Origin of the sequence: Luteimonas sp. MC1782, assembly GCF_014164605.1 — a bacterium.
GTDB lineage: Bacteria > Pseudomonadota > Gammaproteobacteria > Xanthomonadales > Xanthomonadaceae > Luteimonas.
Genome location: NZ_JACJFT010000001.1, coordinates 1,996,874 through 2,023,031, shown reverse-complemented (window position 1 = coordinate 2,023,031; position 26,158 = coordinate 1,996,874). Strand labels below are relative to the sequence as shown.

The 26,158-nt window shown below is 70.3% G+C and carries 18 protein-coding genes; 10 read left to right on the top strand and 8 right to left on the bottom strand.

What is annotated here, in order from left to right:
- Positions 1 to 31: 31 nt before the first annotated feature.
- Positions 32 to 1,075 (bottom strand): serine hydrolase domain-containing protein, encoded by a 1,044-nt coding sequence (locus H5368_RS09405; protein WP_255486501.1) that lies wholly within the window; start codon positions 1,073 to 1,075, stop codon positions 32 to 34.
- Between the two features lie 114 nt (positions 1,076 to 1,189).
- Positions 1,190 to 1,975, bottom strand: a complete 786-nt coding sequence (locus H5368_RS09400) for a rhomboid family intramembrane serine protease (RefSeq protein WP_182823582.1) — start codon at positions 1,973 to 1,975, stop codon at positions 1,190 to 1,192.
- Between the two features lie 103 nt (positions 1,976 to 2,078).
- Here H5368_RS09400 and H5368_RS09395 point away from each other — a divergent pair, with 103 nt between their 5' ends.
- From H5368_RS09395 to rmuC, 3 genes are all read left to right on the top strand, one after another.
- Positions 2,079 to 3,248 (top strand): class I SAM-dependent rRNA methyltransferase, encoded by a 1,170-nt coding sequence (locus H5368_RS09395; RefSeq protein WP_182823579.1) that lies wholly within the window; start codon positions 2,079 to 2,081, stop codon positions 3,246 to 3,248.
- A 143-nt stretch (positions 3,249 to 3,391) separates the two neighbouring features.
- Positions 3,392 to 4,174, top strand: coding sequence for a hypothetical protein (locus H5368_RS09390; RefSeq protein ID WP_182823577.1), 783 nt, complete (start codon positions 3,392 to 3,394; stop codon positions 4,172 to 4,174).
- Positions 4,175 to 4,294: 120 nt separating this feature from the next.
- A complete protein-coding gene (gene rmuC, locus H5368_RS09385) occupies positions 4,295 to 5,683 on the top strand; it encodes a DNA recombination protein RmuC (protein ID WP_182823575.1) in 1,389 nt (462 codons plus the stop codon).
- Between the two features lie 39 nt (positions 5,684 to 5,722).
- Here rmuC and H5368_RS09380 read toward each other — a convergent pair whose 3' ends face one another.
- From H5368_RS09380 to H5368_RS09355, 6 genes are read right to left on the bottom strand one after another with little or no spacing between them, the layout of a single operon-like run.
- Complete coding sequence (locus H5368_RS09380; protein WP_182823573.1) at positions 5,723 to 6,799, bottom strand: VacJ family lipoprotein; 1,077 nt, start codon at positions 6,797 to 6,799, stop codon at positions 5,723 to 5,725.
- 24 nt (positions 6,800 to 6,823) lie between these two features.
- Positions 6,824 to 7,117 (bottom strand): STAS domain-containing protein, encoded by a 294-nt coding sequence (locus H5368_RS09375; protein WP_182823572.1) that lies wholly within the window; start codon positions 7,115 to 7,117, stop codon positions 6,824 to 6,826.
- The gene (locus H5368_RS09370) at positions 7,101 to 7,766 is read right to left on the bottom strand and encodes an ABC transporter substrate-binding protein (protein ID WP_182823569.1); all 666 of its coding nucleotides are present in this window, start codon (positions 7,764 to 7,766) and stop codon (positions 7,101 to 7,103) included. The genes H5368_RS09375 and H5368_RS09370 overlap by 17 nt, the downstream gene beginning before the upstream one ends.
- Entirely contained in the window at positions 7,763 to 8,299 is a 537-nt protein-coding gene (gene mlaD, locus H5368_RS09365) for an outer membrane lipid asymmetry maintenance protein MlaD (RefSeq protein ID WP_182823567.1), read from the bottom strand. The genes H5368_RS09370 and mlaD overlap by 4 nt, the downstream gene beginning before the upstream one ends.
- 31 nt (positions 8,300 to 8,330) lie before the next feature.
- Complete coding sequence (locus H5368_RS09360; protein WP_182823565.1) at positions 8,331 to 9,080, bottom strand: MlaE family lipid ABC transporter permease subunit; 750 nt, start codon at positions 9,078 to 9,080, stop codon at positions 8,331 to 8,333.
- Complete coding sequence (locus H5368_RS09355; protein ID WP_182823563.1) at positions 9,080 to 9,904, bottom strand: ATP-binding cassette domain-containing protein; 825 nt, start codon at positions 9,902 to 9,904, stop codon at positions 9,080 to 9,082. The genes H5368_RS09360 and H5368_RS09355 overlap by 1 nt, the downstream gene beginning before the upstream one ends.
- A gap of 240 nt (positions 9,905 to 10,144) precedes the next feature.
- On the opposite strand from H5368_RS09355, the gene H5368_RS09350 reads away from it, so the two are divergent.
- From H5368_RS09350 to H5368_RS09320, 7 genes are all read left to right on the top strand, one after another.
- Positions 10,145 to 12,904 (top strand): HAD-IC family P-type ATPase, encoded by a 2,760-nt coding sequence (locus tag H5368_RS09350; RefSeq protein WP_182823561.1) that lies wholly within the window; start codon positions 10,145 to 10,147, stop codon positions 12,902 to 12,904.
- Complete coding sequence (locus tag H5368_RS09345; RefSeq protein WP_182823559.1) at positions 12,901 to 13,791, top strand: universal stress protein; 891 nt, start codon at positions 12,901 to 12,903, stop codon at positions 13,789 to 13,791. The genes H5368_RS09350 and H5368_RS09345 overlap by 4 nt, the downstream gene beginning before the upstream one ends.
- 25 nt (positions 13,792 to 13,816) lie before the next feature.
- On the top strand, positions 13,817 to 17,299 hold the full coding sequence (gene recC, locus H5368_RS09340; protein WP_255486413.1) for an exodeoxyribonuclease V subunit gamma: 3,483 nt from the start codon (positions 13,817 to 13,819) through the stop codon (positions 17,297 to 17,299).
- Positions 17,300 to 17,316: 17 nt separating this feature from the next.
- Entirely contained in the window at positions 17,317 to 21,048 is a 3,732-nt protein-coding gene (locus H5368_RS09335; RefSeq protein WP_182823956.1) for an exodeoxyribonuclease V subunit beta, read from the top strand.
- A 134-nt stretch (positions 21,049 to 21,182) separates the two neighbouring features.
- Positions 21,183 to 22,994: an exodeoxyribonuclease V subunit alpha gene (gene recD / locus H5368_RS09330; RefSeq protein ID WP_182823954.1), complete on the top strand. Its 1,812-nt coding sequence runs from the start codon at positions 21,183 to 21,185 to the stop codon at positions 22,992 to 22,994.
- A 311-nt stretch (positions 22,995 to 23,305) separates the two neighbouring features.
- Positions 23,306 to 23,674, top strand: coding sequence for a hypothetical protein (locus H5368_RS09325; protein WP_182823555.1), 369 nt, complete (start codon positions 23,306 to 23,308; stop codon positions 23,672 to 23,674).
- Positions 23,674 to 26,157: an Hsp70 family protein gene (locus H5368_RS09320; protein WP_182823553.1), complete on the top strand. Its 2,484-nt coding sequence runs from the start codon at positions 23,674 to 23,676 to the stop codon at positions 26,155 to 26,157. The genes H5368_RS09325 and H5368_RS09320 overlap by 1 nt, the downstream gene beginning before the upstream one ends.
- The last annotated feature ends 1 nt before the right edge of the window (position 26,158 follow it).

Here is a 26,158-nt window from a genome sequence, read left to right as displayed (position 1 = left end):
CCGCCAGCCTAGCCTGCGGCACCCGCTGTGGTCACGGCTCCAGGAACAGCGCGGCAATCGCCCGCGCCGTCGCATAGGGCTCCGGATCGTTGCGGTTGCTGAGCAGCACCACGGTCAGCCGCTGCCGCGGCCAGTGCAGGATCACGTTGCGGAAGCCGATGGTCTCGCCGGAGTGCCACAGCAGGTCGCCATGCAGGCGCCAGCCGTAGCCGTAGGCGTCGACGTCGGGCTCGCCGGTGGGCGTGGTGGTCTGCGCCGACACCATGCGTGCGCGTGATGCCGGCGACAGCAGGCGGCCATCGTCGAGCGCCGCGGCCCATGCGGTGAGATCGTCGATGGAGGCGTAGATGCCGCCGTCGCCGAGCACCGCGCTGGTGGTGCTCTGGTCGGTGCGCTGCCAGCCGTCCGCCGCCGCGCTATGGCCGTAGGCGCGGTGCGCGACCTGCGATACGCCGTCCTCGAACGCCACCGCGCCGTCCATGCCCAGCGGGGCGAAGATCCGCGCCTGCAGGAAGTCCGCGTAGCGGCGGCCGGACGCTTCTTCCACCACCTGCGCCAGCAGCGCGTAGCCGGTGTTGCTGTAGCGGTAGGCGCTGCCGGGCGCGAAGTACGGGGCGATGGCCGCGGCCGGTGGCGTGCCGGCGGCCGCATCGCAGGGCAGGCCGTTGGCCAGCAGGCACACCACGTCGGCATCGTGCACCTGGCCGCTGAAATCCGCCGCCATCAGGTCTTCGTAGTCCGGCAGGCCGCCGGTGTGCGCGAGCAGGTGGTGCAGGGTCACGCCGTCGGCATGCGCGGGCAGCGCCGGCAGCCAGCGGCGCACCGGATCGTCCAGCCGCAGCACGCCGTCGTCGATCAGCAACAGCACCGCGGTGGCGGTGAACTGCTTCGACACCGAGGCCAACCGGAAGCGGGTCGCCGGCGTGATGGCGATGCCCTGCTCCAGGTCGGCCAGCCCGTAGCCGCGGCGCACCAGCGTCTCGCCGTCGCGCACCACCAGCAGCGCGGCGCCCGGGGCGTCGCCGGCGTAGCGCTGCATGTGGCCGTCGATCGCGGTCATCGTGTCGTTCCCCATGGCGCGGCCGGCGAACAGGGCTGCGAGCAGCAGGCAAATCCGGACAGTGGTGCGCATCGGCCGATTCTAGCCGCGGACGGCGATGGTCGCCGCGGTCCCGCCGGGCGCCGCACCTCAACGCTCGCGACGTGGAAACTCCAGCACCTTGCCGCGCGCGTCGTCCTCAGCACGGCCGTCGCGGTGCCACAGTACCGGCACGTCGTGCGGGGTCGGCAACTCGAACTGCTCGCGCTCCGCACGCTCGGCTTCCGCGGCGAGCTCCTCTTCGATCTCCCAGCTGTAGCGTCTGCGCGGCGCCATCGGGTCAAGCCGCCGGAACAACCACGCCGCCAGCGCGCCGCCGACCGCACCGCCCAGATGCGACTGCCATGACACGCCGGGCTCGCGCGGCAGCACGGTGAGCAGCATGCCGCCATAGAACAGGAAGCCGATCATCGTCGCGGCGATCGCCGCGCGGTCGCGGCGCAGCACGCCGAGCACGAACACCAGGAACATCAGGCCATGGGTCACGCCGCTGGCGCCGATGTGGAACGAGCCCGGCTCGCCCAGCAGCCACGCACCCACGCCGGAGCCCAGCCACATCAGCGGCAGCCCGCGCAGGGTGGCGCGCGGATACACGCCGCCCGCCAGCGTGCCGAGGAACAGGATCGACAGGCTGTTGGCCACCAGGTGCTCGAGCGAGCCGTGCAGCAGCGGCGCGGTCAGCAGGCCCATCAGGCCCGCCATGCTGCCCGGCGATACCGCGAACGCGCGCGTGGCCAGCATGCCCTGCACCAGGTCCATCAGCACCAGCACCACCACCGCGGCCACGCTGCACCAGGCAGCGCGGCTGAAGCGCCGCCAGTCGGCGCGGCGCTGGGCGGCGGGGTCGGCGGGCGGGTCGGTGTCGGGGAGGTACATGCAGCATCAATGGCGGCACCTGCGGTCAACGCAAGGGCTGCGGGCCGCTCGCCGCGGTACCCGCGAACGGCAGCGGCGCGGCCCGAGCCGGTAGAATCGCGCCATGAATGACGCCCTGCCCGTGGTCCGCCTGCGCAACGCCTGGCGGTCCAGCCATCCGTGGATCTTCCAGAAGCTGGTCGAAAAGCCCAACCCGCGCCCCAAGCCCGGCGCCCTCGTCGACGTGCTCAACGTCGACGGCGAGTGGATCGGCCGCGGCTTCTACAACGGCCACTCGCGGATCGCGGTGCGCATCCTCGAGATCGACCCGGATGTCACGGTCGACGCCGCCTGGTTCGCGCGCAAGATCGCCGCGGCCGTGGCGTTGCGCAGCGAGGTGCTGCGCCTGGACGAGGTCGGCGACGCCTGGCGCGTGGTGCACAGCGAGGGTGACGGCCTCAGCGGCTTGGTCGTGGACCGCTACGCGGACCTGCTGGTCATCGAACTGTTCAGCGCCGGCATGTTCCGCCACCGCGAATGGATCATGGACGCGCTGCGCGCGCAGTTCCCGGGCTGCCGCTTCCACGTCTCCGCCGACGAGCACGTGCAGAAGCAGGAGAGCTTCGACTTCCACGGCACCAGCACCACCGAGCCCGCGCTGATCACCGAACACGGCATCCGCTTCCGCGCCGATCCCGCGGGCGCGCACAAGACCGGCTTCTTCGCCGACCAGCGCGACAACCGCGAGTGGCTGAGCCGCCAGGTCAGCGGCAAGCGCGTGCTCGACCTGTGCTGCAACACCGGCGGCTTCGCCGTGTATTCGGCGGTGCGCGGCGCGGCGGAAGTCGTGGGCGTGGACATCGACGCCGACGTGATCGAGCTCGCCAAGGGCAACGCGCGCCTCAACAACGTGCGCCCGCGCTTCGTGCAGGCCGACATCTTCCCATGGCTGCGCGATGCCGCCAACGCCGGCGACCAGTACGACGTGGTGATCCTGGACCCGGCCAAGATGACCCGCGACCGCGAACAGGTGATCCCGGCGCTCAAGAAATACCTGGACATGAACAAGCTCGCGCTCGGCGTGGTGAAGCCGGGCGGACTGCTGGCCACGTTCTCGTGCACGGGGCTGGTGAGCGAGGAGCAGTTCCTCGACATGCTGCGGCGCGCGGCGTACTTCTCCAACCGCACCGTGCAGGTGCTCAAGGTGTCCGGCGCCGGCCCCGACCATCCGTTCATGGCGCACGCGCAGGAATCGCGCTACCTCAAGGCGGTGTTCTGCCGCGTGCTGGACTGACCGCCTGCACAGGGTTTGTACAACCCGGCGCTTCATCCACGTCTAACCGGTCCGTACCTAGCGTGTGCGGGCCGCGCCGTGGGCCTCATCTTGGTGTCCACGTATCGCGGCGACTTCCCCCAGTCCCGGATCCGGAGCACCCCATGCGCAGCTGGTTGATCGTCCCCTTCACCGCCCTGTTTGCAACTTCGGCGCATGCCGCGGGCCCCGAGGCGGGCCGCTTCTCGATGTCGCTGTCCGGAGGCGCGGATGTGCCGCTGAGTGGCGATGTCCACGACGGGGCGGTGGCCGCCATCCCCGACCTCGGCCCGCTGAATCCCGACCTCGCGGGCGTCGATGCGGAGCTGCGCATCGGCGCGCGCGGGCACGACCGCATCTACGACCTGGCCACGACGTTCGGCGTCGAGTTCGCGTACGCGTTCGACGACCGCTCCGAGATCTTCGGCCAGGTGCGGCAGACGCGCGCCGGCGAAGGCACGGTGCAGGTCGGCGGCGCCTACGTGCCGGCGCTGGCGACCGAACTGCCGGTGTACGGCACCTTCGGCGCCTACGAGGCGCTTTCGGCCGAGCTCGGCTACCGCTATTACTTCGGCACGGCGGGCAGCGCGCGTCCGTTCGTGGGCGCGCGCCTCGGTGCCACGCGCACCGACGAGATCCGCGCCACGTTCGAGATCCCGGATGCCGCGATCACGATCGCCGATGCGCCGTTCTACGACTCCGGCTGGGCCGCCACCGGCGGGCTGGATGTCGGCGTGATCATGCCGGTCAGCGACACCTTCAGCGTCACGCTCGCCAGCGGCGTGCGCTATGTCGCCGACCTCAAGGACGACGACAGCGCCATCGGCGGGCTTGGCCTGGCGAGCATCAACGACACCGGCAGCCGGTTCTCCGTGCCGGTGACGCTGTCGGCGCGCTGGGACTTCTGACGCGCGCCGTGTTTGGCCACGTGCCCGTCGCCGCGGCAACGCGCCGGCGGGCACGTGGTGCTTTTTCCTGCACGCGGCGGTGGTCGCTGCGCATGAGACGGCAGCCACTACACTGTCGTCATGGACTCCATGACGCTCCTGATCCTGATCGCCGGCCTGCTGCTGCTGGCCGTGGTGTTGCTGTGCGTGCTGCTGTTCCGGCGTCCCGACGGGCGCCACGCGGAGCAGCTCGAGCGCGCGCTGCGCGACGAGCAGCGCGATGGCCGCGGCGAGCTGCGGCAGCACCTCGACAGCGCGTCCAGCGCGCAGATGCAGCGCATCGACGCGTTCGGCCTGCAGCTGCAGGCGCTGGCCACCGGCATGGACAAGCGGCTGGATGAATTCACCCTGCGCACCGACCAGCGCCTCGACGTGCTGCGCGAGGCGCTGACCGAAGACGCACGCAAGGCGCGCACCGAAGGCGCGCAGGCGCAGCAGCGCGGTGCCGAAGTGGTGGGCGAACGGCTGTCCGACCTCACCCAGCGCAACGAACTGCGCATCGGCGAGATGCGCGCCACGCTGGAGGCGCGCCTCAAGGACATGCAGGCCGACAACGCCGGCAAGCTCGAGCAGATGCGCGCCACCGTCGACGAAAAGCTGCAGTCCACCCTCAACACCCGCCTGGACGCGTCGTTCAAGATCGTCTCCGAGCGCCTGGAGCAGGTGCAGCGCGGGCTGGGCGAGATGCAGCAGCTGGCCACCGGCGTCGGCGACCTCAAGCGGGTGCTCAGCAACGTCAAGGATCGCGGCGGCTGGGGTGAGGTGCAGCTGGAGAACATCCTCGAGCAGACGCTCACCGCCGAGCAGTACGCCAAGAGCGTGCGCGTGCGCCCCGGCGGCAACGAAGCGGTCGATTTCGCGGTGCGCCTGCCTGGCCGCAGCGGCGACGACGCGCCGGTGTGGTTGCCGATCGATGCCAAGTTCCCGCGCGAGGATTACGAGCGCCTGCTCGATGCGCAGGAAAAGGGCGACGTGGAGGCGGTGCGCACCAGTGGCATGCAGCTGGAGCGCGCGATCCGCATCCAGGCCAAGTCGATCTGCGAGAAGTACGTGGTGCCGCCGCACACGACCGACTTCGCGATCATGTTCCTGCCCACGGAGGGCCTCTACGCCGAGACCATCCGCCGCCCCGGGCTGACCGATGTCCTGCAGCGCGAGCATCGCGTGGTCCTCGCGGGGCCGACCACCTTCACCGCGCTGCTCAACAGCCTGCAGATGGGCTTCCGCACGTTGGCCATCGAGCAGCGTTCCAGCGAGGTCTGGCAGCTGCTGGCGGCGGTGAAGGGCGAGTTCGGCAAGTTCGCCGGCGTTCTGGAGCGTGCCACCACCCAGCTGGACACGGTGCAGAACAGCATCAAGCAGGCTGGCGTGCGCACGCGCGCCATCGAACGCAAGTTGCGCGGCGTGGAGAGCCTTCCCGGCACGGAAGCCGACGCATTCCCGCTGACGGGCGACGACCCGGTCGGCTGAGGCGCAAGCCGCGCCCCGCGGAGTGCGGCCCGGCGCGGTTTACGGCGTGGACGTGCCCGGCACGATCGGCATCACGTCCACCGGCACCGTGGCATCGTTGTCGTCGAACAGGTAGTCCGGCAGGCCGTCACCGCTGTCGTCGCCTTCGCGGATGCGGTCACCGTGGATCTGGTAGTCGCGGCGCTGCATCCAGGCGTCGCGCACCAGCGCGTACTCGTCGTCGGCACCCTCGCGCAGGCGGTCGAGCGCGAACAGCTGGGTGCGCACGTCCACCAGTTGCAGGCCCTGCAGGAACACGCGCACGCTGTCCTCGCCCACCTGGCGCACCGGCGACAGCGGGCCGTCGCCGACCAGCCCGAACGCGTCGCGCACCGTGCGCGGCCCGAACAGCGGCAGCTCCAGGAAGCGCGAGTTCTTCCAGCCCCACACGCCAAGCGTTTGCCCGAAGTCCTCGCTGCGGTTGGGGATGCCCATGCGCGAGGCCGGGTCGAACAGGCCGCCGACGCCGAGGGTGGCGTTGACCAGGAAACGGCCCAGCGACTGCCCGGACTGCTTCGGCCGGCCCTGCAGCAGCGCGTTCACCGCGCTCGACGGCTGGCCGAGGTTGTTGAAGAAATTGGACACGCCGAGCCGCATCGGGCGCGGCACCACCTTCACGTAGGCGCGCGCCAGGGGCGTGGCGATGGTGCGGTCGACGACGTTGTTGAAGCTGTGCACCTTGCGGTTCCACGGCTCCCAGGGATCGAGCGCCCGCGGCGACTCGGCCGGTGCGGGCAGGGTGTCGTCGGCGACCGGGTCGTAGGGCGCGGCACCCCAGATGGCGTCGTAGTCGACTTCGGCGTCGGTGCGCTGGTCCACTGCAGGCGCGGCGATGCCCGGGACGGCAGCGGCGGCGTCGCCACCGCCAACTCCGACGTCCGCCTCGGGCAGCGGTCCTGCCGCCGTGGCATCCGGCATGCCATCGCCCGCCATGGAGGCCTGCGCCGGCACGCCTTCGACCAGCGGCCCGGGGGCGGGCTCGGACACGCCCCGCGAGGGGGTGCCGGCGCACCCGGCCAGGACCAGCGCGGCGAGAAGGACGGCACCGGTGCGCAGGCGGGTCGGGGTAAGAGTCATCACGGCGTCCAGGAAGGGGACAGGTCAGCGCGCGAACGCGAGCCGGTCATCGAGACGATACGCGGCGCGCAGCTCGGCGAGGCCGGCGGGCATGCCGTCGATGGCGAGGCCGGTGCCATCGCTGGCGCCCAGCTCCGCCAGCAGCGCCAGGCCGGCGCTGTCGAGCTGCTGCACGCCGGCGACGTCCAGCCGCCGCGCGCCGGCACGCAGCGGTTGCGCCGCCTGCCAGAGCGCGGGCACGTGCGCACGCAGCAACGCACCGGTGAACACCAGCGCGTCGCCGTTGCGGCGTACGCCGGCGTCAGTTGGTGCCGGCATCGGCCTGCACGCGGCCGGCGCTCAGGTCCGCGGCCACGTCGCGGATCGACTTGCGGCTGAGCGGCGTGTCGAACTGCTGGCGGAAGGTCTGCACGAACGACACGCCTTCCACCATCACGTCGAACACCTTCCAGGTGCCGCCGACGTTGCGCATCAGGTAGTCGACCGGGATCGGCTCGCCACCCGCGCGCAGCATCTCGCTGGCCACGCGCACGCCGGCGCCGCGCGGCAGCGCGGTCTCGGACTTCACGCGCACCCGCAGGCGGGTGTTGAAGTCGAGCAGCGACGAGCCGTAGCGGCGCATCAGGTTCTCGGCCAGCGCATCGGCGAACACCTTGACGTCGGCATCGGCGGCGCCGCGCCCGTGGCGGCCCAGCACCTGGCGCGCCGCGTATTCGCGGTCGAACATCTGGTCGAACTCGCCGGTGATGAACTGCTGCAGCTTGCCGCGGTCGGCGGTGAACTCGGCGCGGCGCGACTCCAGCGTGGCCAGCACGCGGGTGCTGTTGTCGAGCACGAGCTTGCTGGGCGAGCCCTGCGCCGCGGTGGCGGCCGGCTTCGCGGCGGCCTGGGCGAACGCGGTGGAGGGCGCGGCTGCGACAAGCGCGGCGGCGATGGCAAGGGGAAGCAGGATCTGGCGGACCGTCATGGGGTCGTCTCCGGGGGGGGCGGGGAGGTGGTGGTGTCGGGCGGTGCGGTCGCGTCGGTCGCGGCATCATCGCCGCCGCCGCTGAACATGTACTTGCCGACCATCTGCATCAGGTCGACGGCGGGCTGGGTGTAGACCAGCTCCTCGCCGGGCTTGAACACTTCCATGTCGCCGCCGGGCTGCATGCCGACGTAGCTGTCACCGAGCAGGCCGCCGGTGAGGATGCCGGCCGAGGTGTCGACCGGGATCTCGTTGTAGCGGCTGTCGATTTCCATGGTCACGATGGAGTCGAACTTGACCGGATCAAGGGTGATGCCCGACACGCGGCCGATGCTCACGCCGCCGATCTTGACCGCGGCGTTGGGCCGCAGCTGCCCGAGGTTGGTGAAGCGCGCGGTCAGTTCGTAGCTGTCGCGCGACAGCCCGAAGCGGCCATTGGTGGAGGCGAACGCCAGCACCAGCAGCGACGCCATCGCCAGCAGCAGGAACGCTCCAACCGCGAATTCGACGCGGGGACCACGTGAAGTACTCATTGTGAAACCTCGGAAAAGCGGGCGTTCGCGTTCATCGGAACAGCAGAGCGGAGAGGACGAAGTTGAACATCAGGACCAGCAAGGAGGCGTTGACGACGGCGCGGGTGGTGGCGAGCGACGTGCCCTCGATGGTCGGCTCGGCGTGGAAGCCCACGTAGGCCGCGACCAGCGCCGCCGTGCCGCCGAATACCGCGGACTTCATGAATGCGACCAGGAAATCGTCGCGGAAATCGACCGCGTCGCGCAGCGTCTGCCAGAACCCGCCGTTGTCGATGCCCAGCACCTGCACCGCTTCGAACCAGCTCGCGGTCAGCGCCAGGCTCACGAAGAACGCGGTGAGCAGCGGCACCGCGATCACCGCCGCCCAGAAGCGCGGCGCCACCGCCTTGGCGATCGGGTCGATGGCCATCAGGCCGAGCGCCTGGATCTGGTCGGTGGCGCGCATCAGCGCCAGTTCCGCGGCGATCGACGACCCGGCACGGCCCACGAACAGCAGCGCGGTCAGCACCGGCGCCAGCTCGCGGTACAGGCCCAGGCCGATCAGCACGCTCACCTGGTTGGCTGCACCGTAGGTCTCCAGCGCGCGGTAGCCCAAGAGCGTCAGCGACAGGCCCACGAACGCGCCACCGACGGCGATGATCGGCAGGCTGCGCGCGCCGATCTTGTAGATCTCGCGCGTCAGTTCGACGAAGAAGTCGGCGGTGGGCTTCGATGCGCGCAGCACCGACAGCGAGAACAGCCCGGCGCGGCCCAGCGAGCGCGTGGCTTCGACAAATGGCATCAGTGCGCCTCCATCGGCCGGGCGGTGCGCGCCGGCGCGGCATCGAACGCGATCGGCCCGTCCGGTTCGCCGCGCAGGAACTGCAGCAGCAGCGGGTCGTGGCTGGCCGCGAGCTCGGCCGGCGTGCCGGTGAACACGATGCGGCCGTCGGCGATCACGATCGCCTGGTCGGCGATCGGCAGGGTTTCGTGCACGTGGTGGCTCACGATCACGCTGGTCAGGCCGAGGCTGGCGTTGAGGCGCGCGATCAAACTCATGATCACGCCCGAGGCGATCGGGTCCAGCCCGGTCAGCGGCTCGTCGTAGACCATCAGCGGCGGGTCGAGTGCCAGCGCGCGCGCCAGCGCCACGCGCCGCGCCATGCCGCCGGACAGCTCGCGCGGGTAGAGGTCGGCGGCGGCGCGCAGGCCCACCGCATGCAGCTTCATGCGCACCAAGCGGTCGATCACCGGCCTGGGCAGGCGCGTGTGCGTGCGCAGCGGCAGCGCCACGTTCTCGGCGGCGGTAAGGTCGGTAAGCAGGCCGTTGCCCTGCAGCAGCACGCCGATCGACTTGCGCAGCTCCAGCAGCGCGCGCTGCTTGCGCGGCACCGCCTGGCCCAGGACTTCCACCGTGCCGTCAGCCGGAACCAGTTCACCGGTGAGCGCGGCCAGCAGGGTCGACTTGCCGCTGCCCGAGGGGCCCAGCACCGCAGTGATGCTGCCGCGCGGCACCACCAGGTCGATGCCCGACAGGATGGTCCGGTCGCCGCGCACCAGGCGCACGCCGGCCGCGCGCACCGCAGGGGGCGTGGTCGGGCACGGCAGGGGCGCTGGGGACGACATCGGCCTGGAACTCCGGGCGTTGCGGCATGCCAAAGGGCACGAAGCCCGGTAGCTTCTCAACGGGCAGCTGAATGCCACCCGAGTGTGGACCCGGCGCGGGCTTGGATTGTAGCGAGGCGGCCCCTCGAGGCGGCGCTGTCGACCGACGACGGTCGACATGGCAAGGTCGGGGCACGGGTCGCGCCGGATGCATCCATCTGCATCCATCCGTTTCGGGCCCGCAACGGAGGAGCCAGGCCCATGCGTGCAGACGACCACGGCGGCTCCGTGCGCAGCGCCTGGCACGCGCGGTCGCACGAGGAGGTGCTCGCGGTGTTGTCGGCCTCCGCCGCGGGACTGGCGGGCGGTGAGGCCCGGCGCCGGCTCACGGCGCACGGACGCAACGAACTGCCGCCGCCGCGCCCGGTGCCGGCGTGGCGGCGCCTGCTGCGCCACTTCAACGACCCGCTGATCCTGTTCCTGCTCGCCGCCGCGGTGCTCGCGCTGGCGCTGGGGCACGTGATCGATGCGGCAGTGATCGCGATGGTGGTGCTGATCAACGCGAGCGTCGGCTTCGTGCAGGAGGGGCGCGCCGAGGAGGCGATGTCCGCCCTGCGCGCGATGCTGGCCGCGACCGCCCGCGTCATCCGCGATGGCGCGCGCGTGACGCTGCCGGTGGCGGAACTGGTGCCCGGCGACGTGCTGCTGCTGGAGGCTGGCGACCGCGTGCCGGCCGATGCGCGGGTGCTGCGCTGCCGCGGCGTGCGCGTCGACGAAGCCGTGCTCACCGGTGAGTCCGTTCCGGTGGACAAGTCGCCCGCGCCGGTCGCGGCCACCGCCGATCTCGGTGCCCGCGCGTGCATGCTGTATTCCGGCACGCTGGTGGCGTCCGGGCAGGCCAGCGCGGTGGTCGTGGCCACCGGCCAGGCCACCGAGGTCGGGCGCATCGGCACGCTGCTGGGCGGGGTGGAGGCGCAGACCACGCCCCTGCTGCAGCAGATGTCGCAGTTCGGCCGCCGGTTCACGCTGCTGGCGCTGCTGATGGCGGCGGCGCTGTTCGCGTTCGCCGTGCTGGTGCGCGCCTATCCATGGCTCGACGCGCTGATGATCGTGGTGGCCCTGGCGGTGGGCCTCGTGCCCGAGAGCCTGCCGGCGGTGATCACCATCACCCTGGCCATCGGGGTGCGGCGCATGGCGGCGCGCCACGCCATCATCCGCCGCCTGCCGGCGGTGGAAACCCTGGGCGCAACCTCGGTCATCTGCACCGACAAGACCGGCACGCTGACCCGCAACGAGATGACGGTGAACCTGCTGGTTTCGGCTGCCGGGCGCGTGGCGGTGGGTGGGGGCGGCTACGCGCCCCACGGCACGGTGGTGGCCGACAGCGGGGGCGACCAGGCCAAGGCCGGTGGCGAGCGCATCGCGCGCATCGGCCTGCTCTGCAACGACGCGCGCCTGCACGGCGAGGATGGGCGCTGGTGGATCGATGGCGATCCCATGGACGGCGCGCTGCTGGCGCTGGCCGGCAAAGCCGGCCTGGATGCCACCGCCGTGCGTGGCCTGCATCCGCGGCTCGACGAGGTCCCGTTCGATGCCGCGTACCGCTTCATGGCCACCCTGCACGCCGATGTCGAGGGCGCGGGTGCCCTGCTGTGCGTCAAGGGCGCGCCGGAACAGGTGCTGGCGCTCAGCGCCGGGCAGGTGGACGCCGATGGCAACGTCGCTCCGCTGCGGGCCGCCGCCTGGCAGCAGGAGGTCGACTCCGCCGGTGCCGAAGGGAGGCGCGTGCTTGGCTTCGCGGCCGCGCGCCTCACGCACGTTCCCGGCGCGTTCGCCGTTGCCGACGTGCGCGACCTGGTGTTCGCCGGCATCGCCGGCTTCATCGACCCGCCGCGCGACGAAGCGATCCAGGCGGTGGCCGACTGCCGCAGCGCCGGCATCGCGGTGAAGATGATCACCGGCGACCACGCCGCGACCGCACGCGCGATCGCACGGCAGCTGGCGCTGTCTGACGATCCGCAGGTGGTGACCGGGCACGCGCTGGACGATGTCGACGATGCCGCGCTGGCGGCACTGGCCGAGCGCGCCGACGTGTTCGCGCGCAGCAGTCCCGAGCACAAGCTGCGCATCGTGCGCGCGTTGCAGTCGCGCGGGCACACCGTGGCGATGACCGGCGACGGCGTCAATGACGCGCCCTCGCTGAAGCAGGCCGACATCGGCATCGCCATGGGCAACAAGGGCACCGAGGCGGCCAGGGAAGCCAGCGGGATGGTGCTTGCCGACGACAACTTCGCCTCCATCGCGGCGGCGGTGCACGAGGGCCGCGCGGTCTACGACAACATCCGCAAGGTGGTGGCGTGGACCCTGCCGACCAACGGCGGCGAGGCGCTGGCGGTGACGCTCGCCATCGCCTTCGGCTGGGTGCTGCCCATGACCGCGCCGCAGATCCTCTGGATCAACATGGTGCTGACCATCACCCTGGGCCTGGCGCTGGCGTTCGAGCCGCCGGAACCCGGGGTGATGCGGCGCCCGCCGCGCAGTCGCGCCGCGCCGCTGGTCTCGCCGTTCATGCTGTGGCGGATCGTGCTGGTGTCGCTGCTGTTCAGCGCCGGCGCGTTCGGCATCTTCACGTGGGCGCAGCGCCGCGGGCTGGACGTGGCCACCGCGCGCACCATGGTGGTCAACGTGTTCTGCGTGATGGAGATCTTCTATCTGTTCAGCGTGCGCTACCTGCACGGCAGCTCGCTGTCGCTGCGCGGCTTCCGTGGCACGCCGGCGGTGCTGTGGGCGGTGGCGGCGGTGGTGGTGGCGCAATTGGCGTTCACCTATCTTCCGTGGATGCACCACCTGTTCGACAGTCGCCCGCTGCCGCTGCTGGAAGGCGTGGTGATCGTGCTGGTCGGCGTGGCGCTGGGGTTGCTGCTGGAAGTGGAGAAGTGGCTGCTGCGCAGGCTGGACCTGTTCGAGGAGCTGAGACCGGCGGCCGCCGACCGGCCGTCACTGACGGGAGGGACGGCATGACGACACACGGCGCGGACGCCGCCGGCGCAACCGGCATCCTGGCGGCCAGCGACCTTGGCCCGCGCTGCGACCGTGCGATCGACCGGGCGATGCTGCTGGCGCGCGACTTTCGCGGCGCGGCCACCGCGGCCACGGTGCTTGATCCGGCACAGACGCTGTTGACGGAGGTGCAGCGGCGCGATGCGCCTCCGTGGTACCGCCCGCCGTCGCCGCGGGACCAGGCACGCGCGTGGCTGCAGCGGCAGTTCGACGATCCCGCGGTCGCCTGGGACATCCATGTCGACGAGGGCCAGCCCGGTGAACGGCTGTCGCACCTGCTCGACGCGCGCGGCGACACCCTGGTGGTCACCGGCCCGGTGCGCGACGGCATGCTCGGCCCGGCGATGCTGGGTTCGACCATCGACCGGCTGCTGCGACGCGCCGAGACGTCGCTGCTGGTGGTGCGCGAACGCGCGCAGGCACCGTACCGCCACCTGCTGGTGGCCAGTGATTTCTCCGAACCGTCGCGCGCCGCGCTGCGCCGCGCGCGCGCGCTGTTCCCTGCCGCCCGGGTCACGCTGCTGCACGGATTCCAGCTGCCGATGCTGGGGTTGTCCGGCACCGAGCCGGACGCGTCGATCGCGTCGGCGCAGGCGCAACTCCACGAGGAAGGACGCGCGTTCCTGCGCGCTGCGGCGGCCGATGGCGACCAGCTCGAGCTGCTGGTCGAGCACGGTGACCCCGCGCGCCTGGTGCAGCAGTACGTCGACACCTACGCCCCCGGCCTGGTGGTGGTCGGCAGCCACGGCCGCGGCGCGGTGTACGAACTGGCCATCGGCAGCGTGGCGCGGCGCATCGTCGCCACGTCGACGGCCGATACGCTGGTGGTGGGCGGTCTCCCCCCGTGAGATGCCCCTCCGGCATCATGGCCGCATGACCCAGCGGACCGGCGACTTCCGCCTCTACCATTCCAATGCGCTCGACGTGCTGGCCGGCCTGCTGGCCGCTGAGCTGCGCACGCCCGCGCCCGGCCAGGGGCTGCTGGAGCCGGACGTGATCCTGATCCCGCAGGTGGCCATGCGCCGCTGGCTGCAGGCCACGCTGGCCGAAGCGCACGGCGTGGCGGCCAACCTGGAGTTCCTCACGCCGGGCGAGTTCGTGCAGCGCGCGCTGGATGGCAATGTGCCGGGGCGCGGTGACGACCTCGATGCCGCCGCATTGCGCTGGCGCATCCATGCCGCGCTGGCGGATCCGGTGCTGCTGCGCGATCGCGCCCTGCAGCCCATGCGCGCCTACCTCGAAACCGCCCCCGACCCGCTGAAGGCCTGGTCGTTGGCCGGCGAGCTCGCGCAGGCCTTCGAGAAGTACAAGGCCTGGCGCCGCGAATGGCTGCTGGCGTGGGAGGCGGGCGATGCCCCGCGCGATCCGCAGGCGGCGCTGTGGCGGCGCGTGGCGGGCGGCACGGACCACCGCGCGCGGCGCATCGATGCCTACCTGCGTGGCTTCGCAGACGCAGGCACGCCGCTGCCGGCCGGCTTGCCGAAGCGCCTGTTCGCCTTCGCCATCCTCAACGTGTCGCCGGACGTGCTGCGCGTGATCGCCAGCCAGGCGCGCGTCGGCACGCTGCATCTGTATGTGCCCTCGCCCAGCCGCGATTACTGGGGCGACCTGCAGCGCGCACGCGGCGGCGACCCGGAGGCCGCTGCCGGCGAAAACCCGCTGCTTCGCGCCTGGGGCGCGGCCGGTCGCGACTTCATGGCGGTGCTGGGCAACTACGAAGTGGTGCACCCGGACATCGAGATCCGCGGCGATGCCGACCCGGGCGAGGGCGGCGGCGCGCTGCACGGCAGCCTGCTGCGGCGCCTGCAGTCGGACCTGTTCCACCGCCGCCCGTCGCCGCCGCTGGCGCCGACCGCGGACGACGTGCGCACCCGACTGCCGGCGCTGCGCCGCGACGACCCCAGCCTGCAGGTGCACGCCTGCCACACCCGCCTGCGCGAACTGCAGGTGCTGCACGACCAGCTGCGCGCGCTGTTCGAAGACCCGCGCTTCGACCCACCGCTGCAGCCGCGCGAGGTCGCGGTGCTGGCGCCGGATATCGATCCCTACCTGCCGTACCTCGACGCCGTGTTCGGCGGCCGCGGCCGGGCGGACTCCATTCCGTACGCCGTCGCCGATGCCAGCCCCTTGGCCGGCGAGCCGCTGGCGGAAGTCTTCCTGCGCCTGCTGGCACTGCCGGTGGCGCGCTTCGGCCTGGTGGAAACGCTCGACCTGCTGGCCAGCCCGCCGCTGGCCGAGGCCGCCGCGCTCGATGCCGCCGCCTTCGCGCGCCTGCACGCCTGGCTGCACGCCGCCGGCGCGCGCTGGGGCCTGGATGCGGCGCACCGCGCGCGCCTCGATGCGCCGGCGGATGACGCCTACACCTGGGCCTTCGCACTCGACCGCCTGCTGCTCGGCCACGCCACCGGCAGCGATGCGCCCATCACCACCGCCGGCGGCCAGGTCATCGCGCCGATGCCGGAGCTGGAAGGCAGCGCGCTGGACGCCCTCGACACCCTGGTGCGGCTGCTGCGCGTGCTCGCGCGCCACGCCCGCACGCTGGATGAAGCACTGCCGCCCGAGGACTGGCGCGAGCGCCTGATCGGCCTGCTGGAGGCGCTGCTGCCGAAGCCGCCGTCGTCGCCGGCGTCGCGCCGTGCGCTGGATCGCCTGCGCACGCTGATCGATGCCTTCGCCGCCGATGCCCGCCGCGCCGGCGTGGCCACGGCGGTGCCGGCGGACGTCGTGCGCGCGCATTTCGCCGCCGCGCTGGGCGAGGCCGACACCCGCGCCCCGCTGCTCACCGGCGGCGTCAGCATTGGCCGCATGGTGCCGATGCGCCTGCTGCCGTTCCGCGCCATCTGCCTGCTCGGCATGGATGACGGCGAGTTCCCGCGCCGCGATCCCGCCGGCGGCCTCGACCGCCTCACCGCCGACCTCGCCAGCGGCCAGCGCCGCCAGGGCGACCGCTCCACGCGCGATGACGACCGCTTCCTGTTCCTGCAGCTGTTCAGCGCCGCGCAGGACGTGTTCTACGTGAGCTACCAGGGCGCCGACCCGCGCGACGGCAGCGCGCGCGAGCCGTCGGTGCTGGTCGCGGACCTGCTGACGGCCGCCGATGCGCAGCACGCGCCGGAAGCCAAAGCGGGTGCCGCGCTGGTGGTGCGGCACACGCTGCAGCCGTTCGCGCCGGCGGCGTTCGGCAGCAGTGACGAGCCGCGGCGGTTCTCGTACCACGCGCAGTGGTGGCCGGCGGCCGCGCAGCCCGCGCAGCAGCGCGTGCCGTTGCCGGCGTGGTTTGGCGATGACGCGTTGGCGGCGATGGCCGCGAAGGCGGCTGGTGAAGCCGACGGGCGCAGCGCCACGCATTCGGCGCAGGACGGCGACGCACGCGAGCACACGCTGTCGCTCGACGAGCTGCGCCGCTTCCTGCAGGCGCCGGCCGACGTGTTCCTGAAGCAGCGCCTCGGCCTGCGCTTGGCCGAGGTCGAGGCGATCGACGAGGACGTCGAGCCGCTGCTGGCGCCGGGGCGCGGCCTCGCGCGCCAGCAGCTGCAGAAGGCTGTGTTCGACGCCGTGCTGCGTGGTGACGACGACGCGTCGACCCACGCCCTGCTGCGCGCGCGCGGCCTGTTGCCGTCCGGACCGCTTGGCCGGCGCACGCTGGATGACGTGCGCGGGCAGGTGGATGCGTATGCGGCCGCCTTCGACGCGTGGCGAGGTGCTGCGGTACCGGAGGTGCCAAGGCCGATCGAAGTCCCGTTCGATGGCGTGGTGCTGCCGCACAGCGGTGGCGTCCCGCGCCGCCTGAAGCTGCAGGGCCGCGTCGCCGATGCCTACCCGCACGGCATCGCACGTATCCGCTTCGACCCGCCCGCCGGGCAGTCCGCGATCCGCAACGGCCTCGACTGGCTGCTGGCGAGCGCGGATGGCCAACGCGTGCCGCTGGTCGAATTCCACGACGGCGGCGAACACGGCGTCGGCCCGCACGTGCGTGCGCCACTCGCTCAGGACGAAGCGCGCGACGTGCTGCGCATGCTCATCGACCTGCGCAGCAAAGGCCTGCGCCGGCCGCTGCCGTTCGCGCCCTACAGCGGGTGGGAGCTGTACCGCGCTGACAGCCTCGAGCGCGGCCTGGACCTCGCCGCCAGGCGCTGGCATGGCAGTGACCGCAGCTGGGGCGAGGGCACGGGCGAAGCGCTGCGGCTCGCGCTGCGCGGCCGCGACCCGTTCAGCGACGAGGCCACGCAGGTCGCGTTCGTGGACCTGGCGATGGCGATCTATTCCGCGGTGGTGGCCGGCAAGGTCTATGGCGGCACCGACCTCGGCGCGCTGCGCGACATCGCTGCCAAGCTGGACCTGGAGGATGCGGAATGAGCGCGGGCAAGGACGCCATGCATGCAGACGCGGGCCCCGGCCCCGGCATCACGCAAACGGGCGCCGGTAATGGGGCCACGCGTGCATCCGCGCGCGATCCCTATCTCGAGCTTGCGCTCGAGGGCGTCCACGCCATCGAGGCCTCGGCCGGCACCGGCAAGACCTTCACCCTGGCCACGCTGGTGGTGCGCCTGGTGGTGGAGCGCGGGCTGCGCGTGGGCCAGGTGCTCGCCGTCACCTTCACCGAGGCGGCCACCCAGGAGCTGCGCAGCCGCATCCGCGCGCGCCTGCTGCTGGCCGAAGCGCTGGTCGGCGCCGCGCCCGCGGCCGATGCCTCCCCCGAAGCCACGCTCACCCACGCCGTGCTCGACGCCCACCTCGCGCGCGGCAGCGAGTCCGCCGACGCCCTGCGCCGCCGCCTGCACGCGGCCGCCAACGACATCGATCTCGCGGCCATCTTCACCATCCACGGCTTCTGCGCGCGCGTGCTGCGCGAGCACGCGCTCGAAGTCGGCCAGGCCTTTGATGCGCCTGAGCTGCTCACCAGCGACACGCCGCTGTACGAAGCCATCGCCGCCGACCTCTGGCGTTCGCACGGCAGCACGGCGGACGCCGCCGACGACCTGCTGGCGCTGTGGCCGGGCGGCCCGCAGGCGCTGGCGGCGGATCTGACGCCACTGGTGCGCGAACCCCTGCTCCGCCCGGCGCTGGCCGAGTTGCCGGACGACCCCACGCCGCGCCTGCACGCCACCGGCGAAGCGCTGGCCGCCGCCTTCCGCGCCCACGGCGACGATTTCCGCGCCGCACTCGTGTCGGCGGTGGAGGGCAAGATCCTGCACGGCGGCAGCTACAAGCTCGACTGGATCACCGCGCTGTTCGATTCGCTGCACCACTGGTGCCATGCCGGCGAGCGCGGCGCGCCGTTCGAGCACGCCAAGCTCCCGCAGCTGCATCGCGACACCTTGCAGATCCGCACGAGCGTGAAGCACGCCGGCCGCACGCCCGATTCTCCGATCTGCGACGCCGTACCCGGCTACCTCGACGCCCTCACCGCGGTGGCGGATTGGAAGGACGCGCGCCGCGTCGAACTGCTGCACCGCCTGCGCGATGACGCCCGCCTGCGCGTCGCCCGCGCCAAGCAGCAGCAGCGCGTGCAGACCTATGACGACCTGATCGACCGCGTCGCGGATGCCATCGACCCCGCGCATTACGACGGCCAGCAGGCCGAAGCGCTCACCGCCAAGCTGCGCGCGCAGTACGCCGTGGCCCTGGTCGACGAGTTCCAGGACACCGACGCGCGCCAGTGGCGCATCTTCGACCGCGTGTTCGGCGCTGCCAGCGGTGCGCCCGCGCTGTACGTGATCGGCGACCCCAAGCAGGCGATCTACGGCTTCCGCGGTGGCGATGTCGAGACCTATCTCGCCGCGCGCGCCACCGCCGAGGAGGCGCCGCCGCTCGCGCTCAACTTCCGCTCGCGGCCCTCGGTGCTGCGGGCGGTGTCCGCGCTGTACGCACAGGCGCAGGCGGCGTCCGACGCCGACGACAAGGTCCCGCCGCCCTTCATCGACGGCCGCATCGCCTTCAAGGAAGTGCTCCCCGGCGGCGTGCGTACCGATGCCGACTTCCAGCGCAACGGCATCGCGGCCCCCGCACTCACCCTGTGGCGCGCGCCGCCGCCCGAGGCCGACGCCAAGGGCAAGCTCAAACCCCACAGCGCCGGCCGCTCGCGTGAACTCGCAACGCAAGCCTGCGTCGCCGCCATCCACCGCGTGCTCACCGATGCGCGTGACGGCCACGCCAGCATCGAAGGCCGCCCCGTGCAGCCCGGCGACATCGCCGTGCTGGTGCGCTCGCACAACGAGGCCACGCGCATCCGCCACGCGCTGGCGATGGCCGGCATTCCCGCGGTCGCCGCCGGCAAGCAGAGCCTGTTCGCCACGCCCGAGGCGCGCGACCTGCACGCGCTGCTGCTCGCCCTGCTGCACGGCGCCGACGACGGCCGCCTGCGCATGGCGCTGTCCACCGTGCTGGTGGGCCTGGACGCCACGGCGATCGCCGTGCTGGATGACGACGGCGACGCGCTGCGCGACTGGCAGCTCAAGGCACTCGCCTGGCGCGACCGCCTGCAGCGCGGCGGCCCGCTCGCGCTGGTCAACGACCTCTGCGCCGAACACGCCGGGCGGCTCCTCGGCCTGCTCGACGGCGAGCGCCGGCTCACCAACTACCTGCAGCTGGCCGAGCTGCTGCAGGACGCGCAGGCGCGCGCGCTCGGCCTGCACGGCCTGGTCGACTGGCTGGCGAATGCCATTGCCGATGCCAATGCCAACGACGAGAGCCAGCTGCTGCGGCTGGAGTCCGACGCAAAGCGCGTGCAGGTGGTCACCCTGCACAAGAGCAAGGGCCTGGAGTACCCGCTGGTGTTCATGCCGTTCGCGGCCATCGGCGCGCCCACGCGCAGCCCGGGGCAGCGCGCCGTGGTGAACGGCCAGGCCGGCCGCGCGCTGCACTGGAAGCTGCTGCGCTCGCAGTCCGGCTGGGACGAGGCCGAAGACGCTTGGCGCCTCGCGCAGCGCGCCGAAGACGCGCGCCTGCTGTACGTCGGCCTGACCCGCGCGCGCCACGCGCTGTGGCTGGCCAGCGGCATGTTCAGCAACCACGACAAGTCGCCGCTGCTGCACATGGTGGCCACGCCCGATGCACTGGCCGCGGCACTCGGCAGCGCGCTCGCCATCGACCAAAGCATTCCGCCCGCCAAGCTGCCGTGGTTCGCGGCCGACGCCACCGACAGCGTGCCGCCCGCGCGCATCGCCGCGCGCGCGCTCGCCAGCGACTGGTGGGTCTACAGCTTCACCCAGCTCGCCAACGCCGAAGGCCAGGGCGACGCCTCTGCCAGCGCCACCCAGCCCGCGCCCGGCGGCCAGGACGAGCCTGCGGTGGATGCCGATGCCGAGCTTGCGTCGGGTACCGACCCGGCCGCCGCCGACGACATCTTCGACCCGCGCTTCTCCGGCACCCGCTTCGGCGTTGTGCTGCACGACGTGCTGGAACACACCGACTTCGCGCGCTGGGCCGCGTGGACGCCCGGCGCGCCCACGCCCAACAGCGACGACGCCAGGCTGATCGCCGACCGCCTGCGCGCCGGCGGCTACCCGGCCGAAGACATCGACGACGGCATCAGTGCGCTCACCCCGCTCATCGGTCACACGCTCACCGTCGCCCTGCCCGAAGGCGTGCGCCTGGCCGACGTGCCCGCGGACAGGCGCCGCCCGGAGATCGAGTTCCAGTTCGCGCTCGCGCCCACGCGCGTCGACGCGCTGCTCGCGCTGCTGCACCGCCACGGCCTGCTCACCGCGCGCCAGGGCTTCGGCGCGCGCCGCCGGCTGGAAGGCCTGATGACCGGCCTGATCGACCTCACCTACGTGCACGACGGCCGCTGGTACGTGCTCGACTACAAGTCCAACCGCCTGCCCGGCTACGGCCCCGCGCAGCTGGATGAGGCGATGGCGCACAGCGAGTACGACCTGCAGGCGCTGATCTACACGCTGGCGCTGCACCGCTGGCTGCGCTTCCGCCTGGGTGATGCGTATGAGTACGCGCGGGACTTCGGCGGCGTGCGGTACGTGTTCTGTCGGGGGCTGGATGCCTCTCGCGAAGACGCGAAGGGGGTGCAGGCGTGGCGGTTCATGCCGGAGCTGGTGGATGAGCTGGATGCGTTGTTTGCTGGCCAGGGCGCGGAGGTTGCGGCATGAGTACGCTCCCGCTGTTTCCTGAGAGCCAGGCTGGCGACGCAGTCGGCAAGGTCGACGCGGTCGGTGACGCGGAAGCGAGCGCGCCAGACGTGCGCGATGCGCCGCCGCCGGACCAGGCGCATGACACGCGCCGCATGGGCTTGCTGCAACAACTCGGCAAGACCGGCGCGCTGCGCACGCTCGACCACGCACTGGCGCAAAGCCTGCGCCGGCTGGACCCGGACACGCCGGACAGCGTGCTCGCAGCGGCGGCGCTGGCCTCGCTCGCGGTCGCATCCGGCCACGCCGGCTTCGACCCTGCGGAGCCGCAGCGCCTGGTCGATGCCGCAATCGACTGGCCCACGCCCGAGGCTTGGACCGCCGCGCTCGAAGCCTCGCGCTGGGTCGCCCGCCCGGATGCTGGCGATGCCGAATCCGCCGCCGACGTCCCGCTTGTGTACGAACACGGCCTCGTCTACCTGCGCCGCTACCGCGAGTACGAGCGCCGCCTGGCCGACGGCCTGCGCCGCATCGGCGGCGCCGTCCCGCACACAGGCGCGTCCGCCGCCGATGGCGACGGCGCGCACGTCCCCGCACACCTCGCGCCCCTCTTCGCCCAGCTCTTCCCCGAAGCCGCCACCAGCGACGACCCGCAATCCCGGGCCGCCGCCGCCGCGCTCCACCACAGCCTGCTGCTGGTCACCGGCGGTCCCGGCACCGGCAAGACCACCACCATCACCCGCATGCTGGTGCTGCTGGCCGCGCAGGCGCGCGAAGCCGGCGCCGCGCCACCGCGCATCGCCCTGGCCGCGCCCACCGGCCGCGCCGCCGAACGCATGGCCGAGAGCGTGCGCAACGCCGTGCAGGCGCTGCCCGCGCTCGGCGTCCAACCTGCCCTGTGCGCACGGCTGCCCACCACCGGTACCACGCTGCACCGCCTGCTCGGCACCATCCCCGACAGCCCACGGTTCCGGCACCACGCCGACAACCCGCTGCCGTTCGACGTGGTGGTGGTGGACGAAGCCTCGATGATCGACCTGCCGCTGATGGCCAAGCTGGTCGAAGCCGTGCCCGACGGCGCGCGCCTGGTCCTGCTCGGCGACCCCGACCAGCTGCCCTCGGTGGAAGCGGGCGACGTGCTCGCCGGCATCCTGCGCGCGGCCGAAGCCACCGCGCCCACCGCCACCTTCCCGGCCCGCCACGTCCATCTCACCCGCGGCTACCGCCAGAGCGCCGCGCTCGACCTAGCCCCGCTGGCCGCGGCTGTGCGCGAAGGCGACACCGCCACCGCGCTGTCACTGCTGCGCGGCGGAGAGCTGTCCGGCGTGCATTTCCACGAAGGCAACGGCGCTCCGCTGCAGTCGCATCGCGAGCATCTGCTGGCCCACTGGGCGTCGCTTGCCGATGCCAGCGACCCCGCCGATGCGCTCGCTCGCGCCGGACGCCTACGCATCCTCACCGCCGTGCGCGAAGGCCCCCAGGGCGCGCGCGGCCTAAACGCGCGCATCGAGGAAATGCTTGCCGGTACGCGGCGCGGCGCAGGTCCCGCATCAGCGGCCAGCCGCTACTTCCATGGCCGGCTGCTGCTGGTGACCGAGAACAGCTACCGGCATCGGCTGTTCAACGGCGACATCGGCATCTGCCTGCGCGATGACAGCGGCACGTTGATGGCGTGGTTCCTCGGCGATGACGCGCGTAACCCGCGACCGTTCCATCCCGCCGCACTGCCCGCGCATGACAGCGCGTTTGCGATGACGGTGCACAAGGCGCAGGGCTCGGAGTTCGACGAGGTGTGGCTGGTGTTGCCGGAGCGCTTCAACCGCGTGCTGTCGCGGGAGCTGGTGTACACGGGGATGACGCGGGCGCGGAGGGTGTTGAATGTGGTGGGTAGCGCGGACGTCATCGCCGATGCGTTGGCGCGGCATGCGGGGCGGTGGTCGGCGTTGCGGCTCAGATTGAACCAGTAGTTGATCGGCTCCTTTCACCCGAAGCGGATGCCCAAGAATGACTCAGCTGTCGTTGCACCGTCCTAAGCTGACGCCAGATGCCACGTCACCTTCGAACGGCTGCCACTATTCCTTCAACCCAAGGGCGGGTGAATATCACGCGTTGAGAGGTCGCAATTGCGCAAGCACAATCACCTCGTCATGCAGCGTTGGTTGGGATAGGACGCGCCTGTGGTTGCTCGCAGCCAAGTGCGGGCGTATACAGGAAGTCAGGGGCAGCAGCGCGCCAGCTTGCGAGCGTTTCTCTCCCCGAAATCAAAGCCGAGGGGCAAATGGATAACGGACTTAACGCCGAGACGGGCGATCTCGACACGGTCATTGCGCTGTCAGTTGAAGCTTGGAAGTTCATCCGACTCTTCCAGCGAGCCGTCGGAAAACTCGAAATAAGTGAGCAGTCCAGATTCATCAGCCAAGCACGTTTTTTTCAGAAGCGTGTCGATGCCCTGCTGGAGCAGAACAATGTCCGTCTCGAGTCACTAGAAGGGCAAATTTTTGAGCCTGGCTTGGCGGCTACGCCACTCAACGCAGACGAGTTCCCCGAATCAAATGATCGGCTTGTCGTGGCTCAGATGATCGAACCAGTCGTCATTGGGCCGAATGGCGTAATTCGAACTGGCACTTTTCTGTTGGGAGTTGTGTGATGGCCATTTACGTCGGGATTGACCTCGGAACAACCAATAGCGCGATCTGCACCTACGATGGGGAGAAGCTGCGCATTTGGAAGAGTCCAGAGCAGAACGACGTAACACCCTCGGTAATCTACAACGACGGTCGTAGGCGGTATGTCGGAAAGCGAGCGTACGACATGGCTCCCGCCGCGCCAGAGAGTACGGCAAGGCTTTTCAAGCGATTGATGGGAACCAGCACCCCGATCCACGTCAAGGGATCGGAGTCGCCCACTACGCCGGAGGCGTGCTCGGCCGAAGTGCTTAAGACGCTCTTCGGTTATCTGCCCGAAGAAGTTCGTCAAGATGTAGCCGGCACGGTGATCACAGTGCCGGCGGCATTCAATCAGATGCAGAAGGACGCCACGTTGCAAGCGGCCGAGTTGGCTGGGATCGGCGCTGTGACGCTGATACAGGAACCAGTCGCCGCGGTCATGAGCGTCGTGCGATCACGGGCTTCGGACGGAATTTTCATTGTCTACGACTTGGGCGGTGGAACGCTGGACGTAGCGATTGCGGATTCCGCCGGAGGCCGAGTAAGCCTCCAGGCACACGGCGGCATCGAAATGTGTGGTGGACGTGACTGGGATCGCTCCATCGTGGACAGTGTTGTTCGACCGTGGCTATCAAACACATTTTCGTTACCTGAATCCCTGCGAACTGATGCCAGCTATAAGCGGCTTGTTGCCCTGCTCGAGTGGGCGGCTGAAAAAGCCAAGATCGAACTGTCGTCGCGTGGAGACGCCGTGATTTCCCTGGCTGAGACAGAGGTCCGAATGCAGGACCTCGACGGGCAGGACATCTACCTCGAATCCCCTTTGGAAAAGTCGACTCTCGATACGCTCATTGAGCAGCAGATCCTCGACTCGATCCAAGCCGTTCGTGAAACCATGGAGCGCGCCCACATCGGGTCGCATGATGTGAATCGGGTTGTGTTTGTTGGCGGACCCACTCAGTACAAGACCGTACGTGATCGGGTGGCGTTTGAGCTCGGCATCTCTGGCGCTCTTGACGTCAATCCCATGACTGCTGTTGCTGAGGGTGCCGCCGTATTCGCAGAATCAATCGATTGGGCGAGCGAAAAGCGAGGTCGAAAATCCGCCAAAGGCGCACTAGATGCCATGCAACTTGGCCTGACATTCAATTACACCGCCAGGACCCCATCGCCGAAGGCCAGGCTCGTTGTGAAGCTTTCCGGCAGCGCGCCTGCCGGCGCCGAGTTTCAGGTCGACAGTTCGGATACGGGATGGAGCTCTGGAAGAATCCCGTTGACAAACGGGGCCAGCGTAGATCTTTCATTGACAAAAGCCGGTGAGAACACGTTCAAGGTGACGGCATTTGACCAAGCTGGATTAGTGATTCGATTGCCATCCGACCAACTAGTGATCAATCGTACTGCCGCCACGATCGATGCTATTCCGGCTTCCCACTCAGTGGGTCTTGAAGTGCTCGACAAGCTCGGCGGGCAAGCAGTATTGGAGCCGCTCATCAAGGCGGGCGACCCGCTACCGAAGAAGGGGAAAGTAACGGTTCGCTCGGGAAAATCCATTCGTGCGGGAGGCTCGGGCGCCCTGTTCTTCAAACTTTGGCAGGGTGAGATTGATAGCCCAGTTACCGATAATCTGTTTGTTGGCGAACTGCGAATCACGGGAAATGATCTTGAGAGCGGCGTCATCCCTCAGGGGGCGACAATTGTTTGCGACTACGAAGTGTCCGACGCCGGAACTATCACTATGGAAGTGTCAGCACCCGACGCGGGCGTGACTGTGGGGACGGGACACAACTTCTATTCGCGGCAAGAGGGTCAATTGAACTTTGAGCAGGCCTTGGACTTGGTTCATGAAGAGGTCGGTCGACTGGAAGAGCGCATCGTCTCCCTTCAGGAGAAGGTTGATGATGATGAACTTGCTGATGCGTTTGAAAAGCTAGAAGACGCAAAAGGCAAGAGCGCTTACGGAGACTCTGAGAGCCTCAAGTCCGCGATGGATCGAACTCACGAAATCAAACGCATTCTTGCCTCCGTCAGAAAACGCAATCTTCCGTTAATGCGCCGCTTGGATCTCGACTCATGTGTTTCGTTCTTCGACGATCATTGCCGTGAACATGCCAAAGGTTCAGAGGAGACTCAGTTCGACAATGCCTCGAGAGGGGCGCTTAACGTCATCGAGGCCAAGGGGTCGGACTTTGAGATTCAACTCGATCGGATGCGGGGCATCAACTTTGACGTGCTCTGGCGCCAGGATTGGTTCGTCATCGAAAGGTTCAAGGCGCTAGCCAAGGCAACACATCAATTCACGGATAAGGCGGAACACGCCCAGCTTTGCGCAGTGGGCGTTGATGCGATTAAGAATGACAGCATGGATGCGCTGCGGAGCGTTGTCGCAACATTGATGTCCGTAAGAATTTCAACTTCTGGCGAGAGCGACATGTTGCTCGATGCCAACATCGTCCGGGCTTAGC

Bases quoted from the DNA above. Each gene is read 5' to 3' on its own strand.
- H5368_RS09335 (WP_182823956.1), top strand. From the start codon at position 17,317: ATGCATGCAGACGCGGGCCCCGGCCCCGGCATCACGCAAACGGGCGCC.
- H5368_RS09405 (WP_255486501.1), bottom strand. From the start codon at position 1,075: ATGGGGAACGACACGATGACCGCGATCGACGGCCACATGCAGCGCTAC.
- H5368_RS09355 (WP_182823563.1), bottom strand. From the start codon at position 9,904: ATGTCGTCCCCAGCGCCCCTGCCGTGCCCGACCACGCCCCCTGCGGTG.
- H5368_RS09395 (WP_182823579.1), top strand. From the start codon at position 2,079: ATGAATGACGCCCTGCCCGTGGTCCGCCTGCGCAACGCCTGGCGGTCC.
- H5368_RS09350 (WP_182823561.1), top strand. From the start codon at position 10,145: ATGCGTGCAGACGACCACGGCGGCTCCGTGCGCAGCGCCTGGCACGCG.
- H5368_RS09320 (WP_182823553.1), top strand. From the start codon at position 23,674: ATGGCCATTTACGTCGGGATTGACCTCGGAACAACCAATAGCGCGATC.
- H5368_RS09380 (WP_182823573.1), bottom strand. From the start codon at position 6,799: ATGACTCTTACCCCGACCCGCCTGCGCACCGGTGCCGTCCTTCTCGCC.
- H5368_RS09360 (WP_182823565.1), bottom strand. From the start codon at position 9,080: ATGCCATTTGTCGAAGCCACGCGCTCGCTGGGCCGCGCCGGGCTGTTC.
- H5368_RS09370 (WP_182823569.1), bottom strand. From the start codon at position 7,766: ATGACGGTCCGCCAGATCCTGCTTCCCCTTGCCATCGCCGCCGCGCTT.
- H5368_RS09345 (WP_182823559.1), top strand. From the start codon at position 12,901: ATGACGACACACGGCGCGGACGCCGCCGGCGCAACCGGCATCCTGGCG.
- H5368_RS09325 (WP_182823555.1), top strand. From the start codon at position 23,306: ATGGATAACGGACTTAACGCCGAGACGGGCGATCTCGACACGGTCATT.
- recD (WP_182823954.1), top strand. From the start codon at position 21,183: ATGGGCTTGCTGCAACAACTCGGCAAGACCGGCGCGCTGCGCACGCTC.
- H5368_RS09375 (WP_182823572.1), bottom strand. From the start codon at position 7,117: ATGCCGGCACCAACTGACGCCGGCGTACGCCGCAACGGCGACGCGCTG.
- H5368_RS09400 (WP_182823582.1), bottom strand. From the start codon at position 1,975: ATGTACCTCCCCGACACCGACCCGCCCGCCGACCCCGCCGCCCAGCGC.
- H5368_RS09390 (WP_182823577.1), top strand. From the start codon at position 3,392: ATGCGCAGCTGGTTGATCGTCCCCTTCACCGCCCTGTTTGCAACTTCG.
- recC (WP_255486413.1), top strand. From the start codon at position 13,817: ATGACCCAGCGGACCGGCGACTTCCGCCTCTACCATTCCAATGCGCTC.
- mlaD (WP_182823567.1), bottom strand. From the start codon at position 8,299: ATGAGTACTTCACGTGGTCCCCGCGTCGAATTCGCGGTTGGAGCGTTC.
- rmuC (WP_182823575.1), top strand. From the start codon at position 4,295: ATGGACTCCATGACGCTCCTGATCCTGATCGCCGGCCTGCTGCTGCTG.